Genomic DNA, 14,735 nt, shown 5'->3' on the forward strand with positions numbered 1-14,735 from the left:
GTCTGCAACAGAGACGGCAAGGAATTCAAGCTGTCTGCCAAACAATCTGTAAACTTACAACGCATAGAAAAGGAGGTATGCTAATGGTTGCCTCCTTAACTAGGCATTCTGAGGTCAATCAATTAGCTGAACTCAACCCCAAACATGAACGGGAGTTAGTTCAGAAACGAGGCTTAAAATCCGACTGGGTAGCCGTCAACTGCAAGAGTATTGATACCAGAACAGCTACAGAGCATCTGGGATACAAAGCCTACTCAGATGGAATTTTGCTCAGTGGGAATGGTTATCAAGAACAGTTCAAACCTGATGATGCTTGGGCCTCTCAGGACGGTAAAAAACCCAAGTACCGCAGTTGCAAGGATGAAGACGGGTACGACGCCATGTTACCCGCTCATCCCGACAAAAAACGCTTCTGGGATGACTTAGAAGCGTTAAAGGATGAATGCTATCAAATTGATGGCTATCCTTGTCTAGTGGTCACAGAAGGCTTTTTTAAAGCAATATCCTTGACCTCTCATGGAGTCCCGACTATTTGCCTACTGGGTGTAGAGATGGGACTCACATCAGCCAAAAGTGACCCCCAAGGCAAGCGATATCTAGTCCCTGGATTAGAACGCTTGGCAAGAGCAGGCTTTGGGTTTATCATTGCGTTTGATGCCGATTGCGCCAGGAAAAACGGAGTAAAAACAGCACAAGAAAACCTCGCTCATCGTCTCTCTCAGTTTGGCGTTCCCGTCTACAGCATCACCGGATTATGGGAGGAAGCTGAGGGGAAAGGGATTGATGATTATATCCAGATGAATGGCTTTGAAGAATTCCGAGACAAGGTATTAGCAAGAAGTTTAACTATTGAGCAGTGGAGAGAGAAGTATAGTCCTGGTCTAGAAAGACAGCTTTCTCAAGACAGTAAAACTCCCACTCAAGTAAGCATTGCTAGAGAGATTGCAGAGGAATATGAGAACAAGCTAGCCTTCAATTGCGAAGCCAAAATATGGATGAGATATGAAGCTCAAGATAAAGGCATCTGGAGTCCTGAAGACGACCTCTATATTGAGTCAATTATCTCTCAACTCTTGACAGGGAAAGGAATTAAATTCAGAACTCATACCTACGTTAAGCAGGTAGTAGAAGCTCTAAGAGTTGACCCAAAGATTATCAAAAGGAAATGGCTAGAACGCACTCCTGGTGAGGTTTTACCCCATCATAACGGAGTTCTAGAAATTGCTACAGGTAAGTTTGTTGAGCATTCCCCTCTCAACTATTTAACCTGGATACTTCCCCGTGAATATAACCCATTAGCCCAAAATTGGAGCAAGATTAATGCTTGGTTGGATGAAGCCTCACAGGGAAATCCGGTTATTAAAAACTTGCTTATCTGCTTTGCCAACGCCGTTTTAAAAGGACGCTCTGACATACAGAAAATGCTGCACCTGACAGGTTTAGGCGGAAGTGGAAAGACAACCTACAGCAATTTAGTTACCGACATTATTGGGGAGAACAACATCCTTGATGAAGGGGTTGAGCAGTTTTGTACTAACCATTTCACACCGATTAGAGCTTATCAGAAACGGCTAGTTTTGTTTTCAGATGAACAAGACCTCCCTAAAAACATCAGCAATATTATGAAGCTGGTAGGGGGAAATAACCTCACAGGAGAACAAAAACATAAACCCGCTTTTCAGTTCAGATTCACCGGAATGGCAATGCTCGTGTCAGAGCATCCAATAGCACAAGGGGTTAAAGGCAATGGATGGAAACGTCGGATAATCCCTATCCCAATGAATGCCAAAGTTGCAGATAGAGACAGACGCGACCTCAGAGCAGAATTCAAACCGGAGTTAGCCGCATTCACAAACTATCTCCTGAGCTTGGATGATAATTTTGTGACTCAGGTCTTAAGGGGAGTTGGCGATATTCCAGAATGTCAACTTCAGTTCTGGCAATCCCGACTCAGAGAAGATTCTCTAGCCGCTTGGCTCAATGACTGTGTGATTAGTGATGCCTCTGCTACTACTCCCATTGGTGATGGACAAAAAACAGGAACTCTGTATAGCTCTTATCGGGAGTATTGTCAGCAATCTGGTTTATCTGCTAAGTCTCTCCCCAGATTCTCTCCAGAATTATTAGAGGTCTGTCAGTCTGTCTTAGGTTTGGAAGTACAGAGAATCAGAACAAGAGTAGGAACCTCTGTCTCAGGGCCAGTAACCTGTATCTCTGGTATCCGACTGAGAACAGAGGGAACGGATGATGCGATTCTGACTCATGAACAAGACCTTACCAAGTCTGTGCGGGTTCAGAAAAAACAGTCTGTGAGCAATTTAGGGCTACCTGAAACCCCTACTACACAAGGCCGTGCGGGGTGTGCGGGGTTGAATCAACATTTACCTAATTCAACTCCCACAGAAAAAAAATTACCTGACTCACCCCTCCCTGAGAAACCGATTGTAGAAGTTAGTCAGTCCATCCAATCCGAACCGCAACCTAAACCCGCGATCGCAAAATACACCCTTGACCAGAAGAAGAAATGGCTCAAGAAAACTGTTAAAGAGGATCTAAATAAGGATGTCAAGTCGATTGTTTGGCTTGAGCATCCCAGTTATACAGGCGAAGCGACTCTTCTCGGACGGTCTTACCTTGATGATGTGCCTTGGAAAGTCAAACACCCGAATGGGGAATTGAACGTTAAGCCCGAGAATATTGAGATTTTTGAGGCGCTCTGTGGGGATATTCAACCCATACCTGATAAACCAAAACATACACAGCCTGAACTACTCCTTGAGCCTCAAACTGAAACACCTATACAAAGGGTTAAGCGGTTGGCTAAACAGCAAAAAATCAAGCTAACTGCTAATGATCAAACCTTCTCTCAAATCCTGAGCTTATTTGAGAAGTCAGCGATTGAAGAATTAACCGATGAGGAGTTAACAAGAATAGCTGACAAGTGGGAAGAGCAAATCGAGAGTGCTAAACGGAAACAAGAAAACAACCGCATCACTAAATATCTAGAAGAATGACCCGACGTAAACCGAATAACAAAGCCTGTCAGTCTCTCCGAGAGGTTGACAGCCAGATTAACAGTGCTATTTTGCAGTTAAACGAACGTCTGAAAGCATTCGGAAGTAAACTCACTGTTCTCAGGAGAAAAAACCGACTGTATCTAAGAGGAACGTTACCCTGTAAACCCGGAGAAACAACACCAGAAGGAACAAAGCGTTATGAGATTTCTATAGCGTCTGCTGACTTAGAAGGGATAAGGATTGCAGAAACTAAAGCATTAGAAATCACAACTCAGTTAAAGCTAAACATATTTGATTGGGAGATGTACGGGGTCAAGCCTAAAACCAAGCCTCAGCACAGAACAATGGGTGAGATTAAGGCTGACTTTGAGGAGAACTATTGGCGCGATCGGCCTCAGACTCGCAAGAAGTTAAACACCTACAGAGGAAACTATCAAGTCTATCTCAAGAAAATACCCGACTTAGACAGATTCACAGACCAAAACGTTGAGAAATGGATACGGTTGACAGACCCCGACACTTGCGCCAGAGCTGCCTTAATTAACCTCATCAATAAACTGGCAAAACAGGAGAGTATTGAAATTAAGTCTTACCTCTGCAAACCAAAGACAAAGCCGAGAATACTGCCAACTGACAGAGAGATAGAGATGACGTTTGACCTATTGCCTGATGATATTGGTTGGACGTTTGGAATGATCGCCACCTACGGTCTGAGAACTCAGGAAGTTTTCAATGGGATTGAGAAGCACCTTGATTTTTTTACCAGCTCAGATAACGAGTTTCACAAGTTCAGAGTAGACGAGGATAACAAGACTGGAGAACGTTTAGTTTACCCGCTACAACCAGAATGGGTTGAACGGTTTGACCTACTGAATCCAAAGCGTTTCCCCAGTCGAGCCAGAACATATGAGGCGAGGGTAAGGCAATTAGGGCAAGAGCTTCTCAAGCGCGGATTCAAAAACAAAGCTTACAGCCTGAGACATCGCTATGCAGTCCGGGCGCACGAGCTAGATATTGCCATTGATGATGCAGCTCGGTGGATGGGTCACTCGGTAGAGATGCACGTTAAGACCTATCAGAAATATATGGATGCTTCTACCAGTGACAAGATTTACAGAAAACTCCTCAACCACAAACAGGAGTTAAACGAGTTAGACAGATTGCGGCTAGAAAACCAGTTCCTAAAAGAGAGAGTAGCTGAATTAGAAGAACAGCTCAGAAAGTGAACGGTTCACCACAAAGTTCACCAAATTTCAGGACTTCACTTGCTCAAACCCTTTCTAGACAAGAGTTACAACCGTTATAGGCGGTTAAGACTGCATAACCAATATAAAGAGAGATATATGTAGGAATACAGGGGTTAAGCCTTATTGCATTACTCTGTTATTCACTCTAGGGAGCATCTACAATACCTACTGGCTAATCGTTTTTGTCGTTCATTCGTCAACTCTAGCTCATCGATAAACATGATTAGCTCTCATCCAAGGTCGGCAAGTTCAAGCAAACCTCATGTAGTGTATCTGTTTTTGTCCTCAGGGGAAATAGTTATGATGATTCAAGAAATGCTGAAGAAAGCTGTAAACCAAGTCGATGAGTCTATTGCCTTTCCTATTTTTCAACGAACTGAAGAATCTGTCGATGAGATTGTGTTGGCATCAGATATTGATGGCATTCGTTACTATTTAGTTCGTTCACGTCCTCAAGATGATCAGTCCGTTAATCTCAGTCCGCGTGAACAATCAATTGCTCGTTTAGTCGCTCAAGGTTTACCGAATAAATGTATTGGGAAAGAACTTGGGATTAGCCCTTGGACGGTAGCGACTCATTTACGTCGTGTGTTCAAAAAACTCGATGTTAATTCCAGGGCTGCTATGACGGCTCGACTGATTGAAGCCAATTTACTACAAGATTAATTGATGCTGTTGTTGTTTAAGTTGGAGTGGGATTGATCTGTGTAATCTTCTAAACAGTTTCAGTGATTTTTTCAGCCCTCGCTGGAGATTTATCCCTGATCAACTTCACTGTTTATCAGCCAACAATCTCGACTCCGAACTTAGACGGTTAACAGTCATTTTTAAATTAATTTCATCTAATCAGTGGAGTATCACCCAATCCGTTCATGCTGTTATAAACCGTCGGCATAGTCGCAATAAACCCCGTTTTTTCAAGATTGACCAACTCTGATCATTGATTCTTGGATTAGAAAGTTGAACAGGGTTTTAAAACTAAGTTTAGGTTTCAATCCGAGTACAATTATCCCACAGAAAGCACTTTTTTGTAAACGCGATCGCATCGTTCGGTTTCGACTCCTGTTGTCGGTTTATAACCGTGACTTTCATAGAGTTGAACGGCTTCTTTTAACACGCTAGCTGTCTCGATCCAAGCTTCTTGAAACCCTTTATCCTTGATTTTCTCCTCTAAATGTGTTAATAAAAATTTCCCTAATCCTTGTCCTCGAACAGACGGAAGTAAATACATTTTGCGAATTTCTACCGCATCTTTTCCTCGTTTTATGGGATAATAAGCGGCAGTACCGACGATTGTATTTTGCTGTTCAACCACCCAAAATTCACCGCCTGTCTGTTGATAGAATTCTTCGACTTTGTAAACATCTTCATCGGCTCCTGTGGCTTCGGAAACTAACCCATATTCCGCTAAAACAGCAGCAATTAAATGAAAAGCTGCTTCGCGATCGCGAACTTCCCAAGACCGAATGATAAAATCTTTATATTGGGTTTTCATGTTCTTTCTTTTAAACTCCCCAAACTAACTATGAATTCTCGGTTTAGGAAAGGGAGTCGAAAGAATATTACTCTCGATTTCTGATAATTCTTCTAAGCGTTCCGTGACAACTTCTGTGTCAAAATACGTTGTGGCTAAAACCCAATAAGATCCATAATGTCGAGCTTCAGAAGCCATTAAACCTCGATAAAATGCCGCGAGTTCTGCATCAGGACAGTGAGCGCCCAATAACCCTAAACGTTCGTGACTGCGGGCTTCTATTAGGCTATAAACTAATAAAAAATCAAGCATTCGTTGGGGTTCATGGCGACGAATTTGTTTATTGAGTTCTGAACCATAGGGCGGTGCATCTAAGGGGGCTAAAGGAATTCCGCGTCGATCTAACCATTGATTGACTTGTTCAAAATGTTGGAGTTCTTCCTGGGCAATTGCTGTTAGCGTTCGGATTAATTTTGTACTGGAAGGATAGCGAAACATCAGGTTTAAAGCGACTCCGGCTGCTTTGCGTTCACAGTGAGAATGATCTAGTAAAATCGTGTCTAAATTCGCTAAAGCTTGTTCTAACCAAGCGGTTGAAGTGGGTTGTTTGATAAATTTAATTCGAGGTGCTGTGTTTGTGTTCATAATGGTTTTCCTAACAAAGATAAGTACCTAACAATTAACAAAATTTAAACCCTTTTCTGTAACCTGTTCCCTATTAGAATTAGGGCGGGTTTATGTAGGTTGTCTGTAAGGAAATATACATCTGGGTAGAACCCGCCCCTACAATACTGTAACCTGTTCCTTACTATAATTCTATTCTGTCATCCGATCCAGTCGTTCTCGGAGCGAAAGATTAAACAGCGATCGCAAAAACAAAAATAAACCCAATCCCGATAAGCTTAAAATTGCGATCGCCCAGCCTTTATAATTGCCAATTAACAGGGCAATTCCACACAATCCGGCAAATCCACTCCAACAGGCATGAATCAAGCTTTTTAGGGCTAAATTGACTCGCCTCAAGGCGCGATCGCTTTCGACTGATCGAACTCTAACCCGCAATTCTCCTTCTTCTATGCGTTGTTCTATGCGTTGAATTAACTGTTCGGCTTTACTGGGTTGTTGCAATTTAAATTTAACAAATTCTCGGGCTTGTCGGGCTAATTCTCCAAAAGTATTCGTCTGACTGGGAAGCGTTGTTAAGCTTTTCACAAAAGGACTCGCACTCGCGACTAAACTATATTTTGGATCTAAAATCCGTGCAATTCCATCCAGTGTTGTTAAAGACTTTAAAATAAACGTCATTTCCGCCGGAAGCCGAAACGGTTGTTGTTCAAACATGATATAAACTTCTTCTTTGAGTTGATGAAATGCTTTAAAATCAATCGGTTTTTCGGTAAATTCTTCGAGTAAAAAGCGAATCAGTCGGCGAACAGGAGTCATATCAGGAACCGGATCAATTAAACCAATTTTGATCAAGCTATCTAAAACCACATCTGTATCTTTTCTCATCACTGCAAAAAAGGTTCTAATCATCTCATCTTTTTCTAGAGATTTAATCTCACCCATCATTCCAAAGTCATAAAAAATCAGACTTCCTTGTTTATTGATCGCAATATTACCGGGATGGGGATCAGCCTGAAAAAAACCATCCTGCAAAATTTGTTTGAGATAACAGCAAATTCCAATTTGATTAATTCGTTTCGTATCGAGTCCACCAGCTTCTATTTGTTTGCGGTTATCAATTTTAATGCCCGGTAAATATTCCATTGTTAGGACTTTATGAGTGGCATATTCCCAATAAATTTTAGGAACAATAACATCGGGATAGCTTTTAAAATTTTCTCGAAATCTATCCGCATTTTTGCCTTCTTTAATATAATCTATCTCTTGATAAAGGATAATAAAAAACTCATTATAAATTGCTTCAATATCATAAATTTTAGCCCAGTCAAAATATCGATAACAAAATTTAACGATTTTCCGAATCGCTTCCACATCCAAATCAAACAATTGTTTTAAACCCGGACGTTGAACTTTGACAACGACATCTTCTCCCGTATGCAGTCTGGCTTTGTGAACTTGCCCGAGACTGGCTGCGGCTAGAGGACGTTCATTAAAATCTCGATATAAACTAAACAGAGTATTTCCCAATTCTGACTCAATAATAGCGATCGCTTCAGTCGTCGGAAAAGGGGGAACTTGATCTTGTAACTTTTCTAATTCTTCTACATATTCTATGGGTAAAATATCAGCCCGAGTCGATAACGCTTGACCAATTTTAATAAAAGTAGGGCCAAGATCAAGCATAGTTTTAACTAACCATTGGGCGCGTTTACGCTTTTGTTTAGAACTATTATTAACCACAAACCGATCCCACCACAGGAAAAAAATAAATTTTCCGGCGGCACTAAATACATCAATTTGTCGAGTCAGGGGTGAATATCGAGTTCGCTGCCAACGCAGGGGTTGGGGAGACTTCTTGATGAGCATAGGTCGGTTTGTGAGGAGTCTATTAATTGTTAATTCTAGTTGAGCAAGGTCTTAGAGTTCGTTAGAAGTTGTTGTCAATTGTGTTCCACTCACTCAAAACGCAATGGCTCAGATGTTCGATGTTCCTTACACAGAGCAACTGCACCTTTGCAATCATAACAGTCACCCGTCTTTCAGTCACCCCTGAGCGTAGGGGCGCGCCTCCGACTTGATGTATGTCTCTAGCGCGATCACTGATATCAACCCGCCCTTCAGACTCACCAGCCTTTACAGTTATGCTATCTCCCCAACTCCCTATCTGTTGATCTCCCTATCTTCTGTGATCATAGCCTCAAACGCCCACTGCATATTAAACTATGGACTGGGGCGGTGAGAATTGCAACCCGTCGCATTCTGAACCATTCCCCGGAGTTCCGCCCAAAATTGGGATAGAGGAAACCCATACTTTCCCAGGTTAACCCCCTGTAAAATGCCCTAATTTTCAAATCTTCTTATGAAGCTTCGTTCGTTTTTTGCAATTTTAGCGGTGAGTTCAGTGGCGATCTTGCTGCTGGGTATCGGTACATTGTACAAGTTATTGGGTGAAAGTCCACTCGTTGCGGTAACAGGTGGGGTAACAGCAACGCCAACGGCGGCTGTCTTTGTACCTAAAACGGTTCCGGTGATGGTATCGTTACTGGTTAACCCCGATCGCATTGAAGCCTTTGAACAGGTATTAGCCACACCGACTGAACGTTTGCGATCGCACAATGAATTTAATCGTCTCAAGAAAATTCTACTCGCCAATACCGATTTTAACTACAATCGTGATATTCAACCCTGGTTAGGCAATGAAACGACGCTGGCATTGATGACAACTGATATTGATCGCAACTTCAAAAACGGCGAACAACCGGGCTATTTATTTGTTTTATCGGCTTCCGATATCGAACTGGCTACAACCACTTTAGATCAGTTTTGGCAACAACAGCAATCACAAGGATATGATCTGGTATTGAAACCCTATAAAGGGGTTACAGTCTCCTATCGTCAACCGAATGATAACGGATCACCTTCGTTAAGCACTGCTATTATAAATCGTTTCGTATTAGTAGCAAATTCTCCGAAAATATTGCGAGAAGCTATTAACAATTTACAGGCAAATACTTTAAGTTTAAGTCAGTCTCCCGCCTATCAACGAGCGCTAGAACAACTCCCCTCAAGTCGCGTTGGTTTAGCGTTTGTGAATTTAGGCAGTTGGGGACTAGACTGGGAAAATACAGCCGTTAATCTCCCTTCTCAGCCCAGTTTAACGATATCTCTAAGCTTGAGTCCTCAAGGATTATTAGCACAAACCGCTTTAGTGAAAACCGGAGAAGAAGATGAAAAATCAGTAGCACCTTTGCTGTCTGAACCTGCAAAAGCTTGGCAATATATTACAGGTGCAAGTGCGTTTGCGATCGCAGGTGTTGATCTCAATCATCTTTGGGAACAACTATCTGCAACCCTTGCTGGAAATTCCGGCTTAGAAAATTTAGTCAATCAACCGATTAGCGTGATTAAAGAGATTTGGGGTTTAGATTTACCCCAGGATATCTTAACTTGGGTAACAGGAGAATATGCTTTAGCAATGATTCCTCCTTCTCCCGAAAAGCAAACACAAAAACCGGATTGGATTTTTGTTGCAGAAAGACTATCCCCTCAAGCCATTGATGCGATCAAACATTTAGATGAACTCGCCACAGAAGAGGGTTATAGTCTAGGAACTTTTGAACTAGGGGAACGCACCCTAACGGCTTGGACAACCTTAAATTCAATTCCTGATCCTGCTGAGATAACAGATTTTAACCCGCAGGTTTTAGAAGCCAAACCAAGAGGAGTTCACGCTACAGTTGGAGATTATGAGATTTTCACGACTTCCGTTGAAGCCATGAATAATCTACTGATAGCAACTCAAACGGAAACTCTACTCGATGATCCGGAATTTCAGATCGCTTTTGAACGTTTACCAAAAGCAAATGATGGCTATTTCTTTCTCAACTGGGAAGCGAGTGTTGGATTTTTGAAGCAACAAATTCCCTTGCTAAAATTGTTAGAATTATCCGCAAAACCGTTTTTTGATCACTTGCGATCGCTTACGATTAGTAGTGCAGGAACAGTCGAAGGAGTAGCGAAGGCGACGGTATTTGTGAGACTAAAATAGAGGAGTCACCGAGTCACCGAGTCAGGAGTCAGGAGTCAGGAGTCAGGAGTCACCGAGTCAGGAGTCAGGAGTTAGGAGTTAGGAGTTAGGAGTTAGGAGTTAGGAGTCAGGAGTCAGGAGTCAGGAGGAAATAAAGAAGAAGAAAGAGGAGGAGGAGGAGAAAGTTTTTTATCACTAATTATCTGGACAGGGTATGATTTACAAATATGGAGATCAATTCAAGCTAAATCTTGGTAAGAGTTCTTCACCCGATCATTCAGTGGTAAGATTTCGCACTTCCAGATCTTGTCTGGGGCGAGAAATTGCGACTTGTTGCTGTTTAGAGTTAATGAAGCATCCCAGTTTTATAGCAGTCGAAGCCTTTGATTAGGACAGTGTTTTTCTGTCAAATCCTTTTATGATAAAGGTTTCAATTCTGTCTCCTGTCTTCTGTCTCCTGACTTCTGCTATAAAGGGGAAGTTCAGAAATTTTGATAACCCTGAACCCCAAAAATAAAAACCACACTCAACACAGAAAATACTCAGAAAAAATCTTGGTGTCTTCGTGTCGAACGTGGTAAGTTTACAGATAAAAAAACTGCTATATTTCTCCCTTAGCCATAAAGCGAGGGATGATTAGAACCGCAATAAGTTAAGACAGGAGTTTGGTAGGGGAGTTTAGACATCATTGTAGCTCCTGCTTGAGCGGAAAATTTTAGATATTGACTTCCCCAACCTTGGTCACTATTGAGGATATTATTCAACAATTTTTCAACTTTTCGAGTCACCCGATGCAGCAATAGAGAAAGGGGAGAAGGAGAAGGACTGAGTTTTATCAGTCCATTGGCTTGTAATTGTAATAAGAAATTCATCAAATCGCGATCGCATTGATGGGGGTCTACCTGATATCTTGATAAAATCAGCTCCCGAATTTCTTTAACAGTACGGGGTTGGGAGAGCAGTATCCAGATGGTTGCTCCTACCCACTGGGAGCCATAGTATTCTTCAGTTTCGAGATCGAGGATAATGACTTCATGGTTGAGTCGGGAAGAACGCTGAGTTTTAGCGGTGTAGATAATAGAAGTTTCTTCGATCATGGGCTGGCTGTTGTAATAGATAGAAAAGGACTCACTGTGATCACCAAGAAATGATTCCAACAACAAATGGGTGTAGAGCGCACTCTGATCGTTCAATCTTATTTTATCTAAGCGATCGTCCAGTTTACAAGCTCAAGAAGTGAAACTGCTCGAAAAACTTGAAAAACTGGGGCGATCGCTGGATTTCTCAAACGATTTTGAGCAGAAAACCGTTAAATCAAGTCAGGAAAAACTTCTCGGACAGCCGGATGCACTAATTGATGATTTTCCACATTTAATCCCTTAGCTAACGCCGGATTGACTGTGAGAGCCTTCACGCCCTGATCGGCTAATTGTAAGACATAGGATAAAGTGCTGTTGTTTAGCGCCTGTGTTGCCGTCCAAGGCACCGCTCCGGGCATATTTGGAACCCCATAGTGAACAACTCCTTCTTCGGTATAAGTCGGATTTGTGTGTGAAGTCGGGCGTAGCGTTTCCACACATCCCCCCTGATCAACGGCTACATCAATAATCACAGAACGAGGACGCATCTGAGCTACCAAAGACCGGGGAACAAGTATAGGAGCGCGTCGTCCTAAGACCAAGACGGCACCGATGAGCAGATCTGCATCAGGAACGATTTTGTCGATTTGAGAGGGATTGCTGTAGAGGTATTCGACTCGGGAACCAAACAGGGTTTCTAAATAACTCAACCGCTCAACATTGACATCTAAAATCTGAACGATCGCACCCATTCCCACTGCAATTCGAGCCGCTTCCGTTCCGACAACACCTCCCCCCAGAATCACCACTTTAGCGGGTTTCACACCGGGAACCCCACCCAGGAGAACACCGCGACCTCCTTGCTGACGTTCGAGATAGCGGGCGCCAAACTGCACGGATAAACGACCCGCAATGATACTCATCGGAGTCAGTAAAGGCAGTTTCCCATCGGTCAGTTCTACCGTTTCATAGGCGATCGCACAGACTCCGCTCTTGATCAGGTTTTCAGTCAGAATGCGATCGGCCGCCAGGTGAAGATAGGTAAACAACAGTTGACCTTTTTGAATCAGGGGGTATTCTGGGGGCAGGGGTTCTTTAACCTTCACCACCATTTCACGGTTCCAAGCCTCTTCGGGGGTTGAGACTATCTCTGCACCTGCGTTTTGATAATCCTCATCGGTAAAGCCTGCTGCGGCTCCGGCGTCGGCTTGAACGAACAGACGATGACCTCTTTCGGTACAAACTCGAACACTACTCGGACTCAAACCGACTCGAAATTCTTGATCTTTAATCTCTTTAGGAATACCAATTTCCATCGTGCGCTACCTGAACGGTTTGTCATGCTTAGATTTTAGAGTCGATCTCAAGAACTGGTAATCGATTACAGGCGATCTGTGAAAATCTTTGGGCCATGACCCCTAGACATCTGACAGCTTTCCTGTAGAATCAGAACAAAAATTAAAGAATGTTTTCTTACCATTTAAATTATTGGAGGGTAGACCCATTAAACTCGCTCTTAGCTCATCCAAACTCTCATCTGCATCCGATCCCAATCAACCTGTCTTGCAGGTGTCTGGGCGCACTCAACTGCAAGGACACGTTCAAATCAGTGGAGCCAAAAATGCGGCTCTCGTGATTTTAGCGGGTGCATTACTTTGTCCGTCGGATTGTCGCATTCGCAACGTTCCCTCTCTGGTTGATGTGGCTCGGATGGGCCAGCTGCTCTCCTCCGTTGGAGTGAAATTTGAGCAACAGGGCGATGTGATCGACATCAACGCCGCTCAGATTTCTACCTCTCAAGCTCCTTATGAGTTAGTCAGCAAACTCAGAGCCAGCTTTTTTGTGATTGGGCCGCTACTCGCCCGTTTAGGCGTAGCTAAGGTGCCGTTACCGGGCGGTTGTGCGATCGGTGCCAGACCTGTTAATCTTCATGTTCAAGGACTGCGGGCGATGGGCGCTGATGTTCACATCGAACATGGTGTCGTTCATGCGGCGGTTCCCGGAAATGGTCGCTTGAAGGGTGCAAAAATTTATCTCGATTATCCGAGTGTTGGCGCGACTGAAACCCTGATGATGGCGGCTACCCTCGCGGAAGGGGAAAGTATTATTGAAAATGCGGCTCAAGAACCTGAAGTGGTTGATTTAGCCAACTTCTGTCGGGCGATGGGGGCAAAAATTAGCGGGGCTGGTTCTAAAACTTTAGTGATTTCTGGCGTTCCCCGTCTGCATGATGTTGATTATTCGATTATCCCGGATCGCATTGAAGCGGGAACGTTTTTGATTGCGGGAGCCATTACCCGATCTGAAATTTTACTGTCTCCTGTGATTCCTGAACATATCACGGCAGCTATTTCTAAATTGCGGAAAATTGGCGTTCAGATTATTATGGAATCCCCTAACTGCATCCGCGTCTCTCCTGGAGAACAACACGTCGCTACTGATATTGAAACCCTCCCCTATCCCGGTTTTCCCACTGATTTACAGGCTCCTTTTATGGCGTTATTGACGCTCTGTGAAGGCAATAGTTTGATCACAGAAACGGTGTTTGAGAACCGTTTGCATCATGTTCCTGAACTGAGTCGCATGGGGGCTGATATTCGAGTTAAAGGAAATACAGCCATTGTTCGCGGAGTTCCGATGTTGTCGGGCGCTCCGGTGATTGGTTCGGATCTGCGAGCTTCTGCGGCTCTGGTTTTAGCGGCTTTGGCTGCTGAAGGTACTAGCACCATTCAAGGCTTACATCACCTCGATCGCGGTTATGAGAAGTTTGAGGAGAAGTTGAAAAAATTGGGTGCGAATATTGTGCGGATTGAGCCTTCTGTTGAACCTGAAAAGGTCTAATTGTCTTCGCTGTTGTTTTGAATCCCCTGCCTGATGGTTTGGGGATTTTTGCTTTTTTGGGGCAAGTGTTGAACAAAAAATCAAGTGTATACACGAGTTAACCCCTACGCACCAGTTTAAGCCCTCAGTCTGGCGTTGTCAACCCCCTCCCAAAAAAAGCCGATTTTTTCACCTGAAACTCCTGCATAAAATGTGATGTTTGTCAATCCCCTAACCTCAGACCTGTAGAGATAGAGGGTAAAACTCGTGCATCGTCAACTTGCATTTTTCCCTTCTACTCCCCTAAAAGCGACGATATTATGGGGTTTATCGGGTGTATTTTGGCAATAAGATAGAACAAGCCTGTAATTTTCATTTTGTTCACTCTACCAGAACCCCGATTCTGCTGTCAAATTCTTGAGAAGAGTTAGCGATAAAAATGTA

The 14,735-nt window shown here is 43.3% G+C and carries 10 protein-coding genes; 5 read left to right on the forward strand and 5 right to left on the reverse strand.

What is annotated here, in order from left to right:
• Positions 1–83 precede the first annotated feature (83 nt).
• The 3 genes from VB836_RS04175 to VB836_RS04185 all read left to right on the forward strand — a co-directional run bounded on the left by VB836_RS04175 (position 84) and on the right by VB836_RS04185 (position 4,930).
• A complete protein-coding gene (locus VB836_RS04175) occupies positions 84–3,014 on the forward strand; it encodes a phage/plasmid primase, P4 family (protein WP_323218145.1) in 2,931 nt (976 codons plus the stop codon).
• The gene (locus VB836_RS04180) at positions 3,011–4,243 is read left to right on the forward strand and encodes a site-specific integrase (protein ID WP_323218146.1); all 1,233 of its coding nucleotides are present in this window, start codon (positions 3,011–3,013) and stop codon (positions 4,241–4,243) included. The genes VB836_RS04175 and VB836_RS04180 overlap by 4 nt, the downstream gene beginning before the upstream one ends.
• A gap of 321 nt (positions 4,244–4,564) precedes the next feature.
• Entirely contained in the window at positions 4,565–4,930 is a 366-nt protein-coding gene (locus VB836_RS04185; protein WP_323218147.1) for a response regulator transcription factor, read from the forward strand.
• A gap of 340 nt (positions 4,931–5,270) precedes the next feature.
• On the opposite strand, the gene VB836_RS04190 is transcribed toward VB836_RS04185, so the two are convergent.
• From VB836_RS04190 to VB836_RS04200, 3 genes are all read right to left on the reverse strand, one after another.
• Positions 5,271–5,759: a GNAT family N-acetyltransferase gene (locus VB836_RS04190; RefSeq protein WP_323218148.1), complete on the reverse strand. Its 489-nt coding sequence runs from the start codon at positions 5,757–5,759 to the stop codon at positions 5,271–5,273.
• A 24-nt stretch (positions 5,760–5,783) separates the two neighbouring features.
• Entirely contained in the window at positions 5,784–6,383 is a 600-nt protein-coding gene (gene miaE / locus VB836_RS04195; protein WP_046279605.1) for a tRNA-(ms[2]io[6]A)-hydroxylase, read from the reverse strand.
• A 171-nt stretch (positions 6,384–6,554) separates the two neighbouring features.
• A complete protein-coding gene (locus VB836_RS04200; protein WP_323218149.1) occupies positions 6,555–8,231 on the reverse strand; it encodes an ABC1 kinase family protein in 1,677 nt (558 codons plus the stop codon).
• 493 nt (positions 8,232–8,724) lie between these two features.
• Between VB836_RS04200 and VB836_RS04205 the strand changes: the two genes are divergently transcribed.
• A complete protein-coding gene (locus VB836_RS04205; protein ID WP_323218150.1) occupies positions 8,725–10,413 on the forward strand; it encodes a DUF3352 domain-containing protein in 1,689 nt (562 codons plus the stop codon).
• Between the two features lie 593 nt (positions 10,414–11,006).
• Here VB836_RS04205 and VB836_RS04210 read toward each other — a convergent pair.
• Both VB836_RS04210 and ald read right to left on the reverse strand, forming a co-directional pair.
• The gene (locus VB836_RS04210; protein ID WP_323218151.1) at positions 11,007–11,489 is read right to left on the reverse strand and encodes a PqqD family protein; all 483 of its coding nucleotides are present in this window, start codon (positions 11,487–11,489) and stop codon (positions 11,007–11,009) included.
• Between the two features lie 212 nt (positions 11,490–11,701).
• Positions 11,702–12,787, reverse strand: coding sequence for an alanine dehydrogenase (gene ald / locus VB836_RS04215; protein WP_046281774.1), 1,086 nt, complete (start codon positions 12,785–12,787; stop codon positions 11,702–11,704).
• A 172-nt stretch (positions 12,788–12,959) separates the two neighbouring features.
• Here ald and murA point away from each other — a divergent pair, with 172 nt between their 5' ends.
• Positions 12,960–14,312, forward strand: coding sequence for a UDP-N-acetylglucosamine 1-carboxyvinyltransferase (murA, locus tag VB836_RS04220; RefSeq protein ID WP_323218152.1), 1,353 nt, complete (start codon positions 12,960–12,962; stop codon positions 14,310–14,312).
• Positions 14,313–14,735: the final 423 nt, after the last annotated feature.

Origin of the sequence: Limnoraphis robusta BA-68 BA1 (assembly GCF_034932365.1) — a bacterium.
GTDB lineage: Bacteria > Cyanobacteriota > Cyanobacteriia > Cyanobacteriales > Microcoleaceae > Capilliphycus > Capilliphycus robustus.

What these genes read in the sequence shown, in the direction of transcription:
- VB836_RS04185 (WP_323218147.1), top strand. Translation starts at nt 4,565, where the DNA reads ATGATGATTCAAGAAATGCTGAAGAAAGCTGTAAACCAAGTCGATGAG.
- VB836_RS04190 (WP_323218148.1), bottom strand. Translation starts at nt 5,759, where the DNA reads ATGAAAACCCAATATAAAGATTTTATCATTCGGTCTTGGGAAGTTCGC.
- VB836_RS04175 (WP_323218145.1), top strand. Translation starts at nt 84, where the DNA reads ATGGTTGCCTCCTTAACTAGGCATTCTGAGGTCAATCAATTAGCTGAA.
- miaE (WP_046279605.1), bottom strand. Translation starts at nt 6,383, where the DNA reads ATGAACACAAACACAGCACCTCGAATTAAATTTATCAAACAACCCACT.
- VB836_RS04210 (WP_323218151.1), bottom strand. Translation starts at nt 11,489, where the DNA reads ATGATCGAAGAAACTTCTATTATCTACACCGCTAAAACTCAGCGTTCT.
- ald (WP_046281774.1), bottom strand. Translation starts at nt 12,787, where the DNA reads ATGGAAATTGGTATTCCTAAAGAGATTAAAGATCAAGAATTTCGAGTC.
- VB836_RS04205 (WP_323218150.1), top strand. Translation starts at nt 8,725, where the DNA reads ATGAAGCTTCGTTCGTTTTTTGCAATTTTAGCGGTGAGTTCAGTGGCG.
- VB836_RS04180 (WP_323218146.1), top strand. Translation starts at nt 3,011, where the DNA reads ATGACCCGACGTAAACCGAATAACAAAGCCTGTCAGTCTCTCCGAGAG.
- VB836_RS04200 (WP_323218149.1), bottom strand. Translation starts at nt 8,231, where the DNA reads ATGCTCATCAAGAAGTCTCCCCAACCCCTGCGTTGGCAGCGAACTCGA.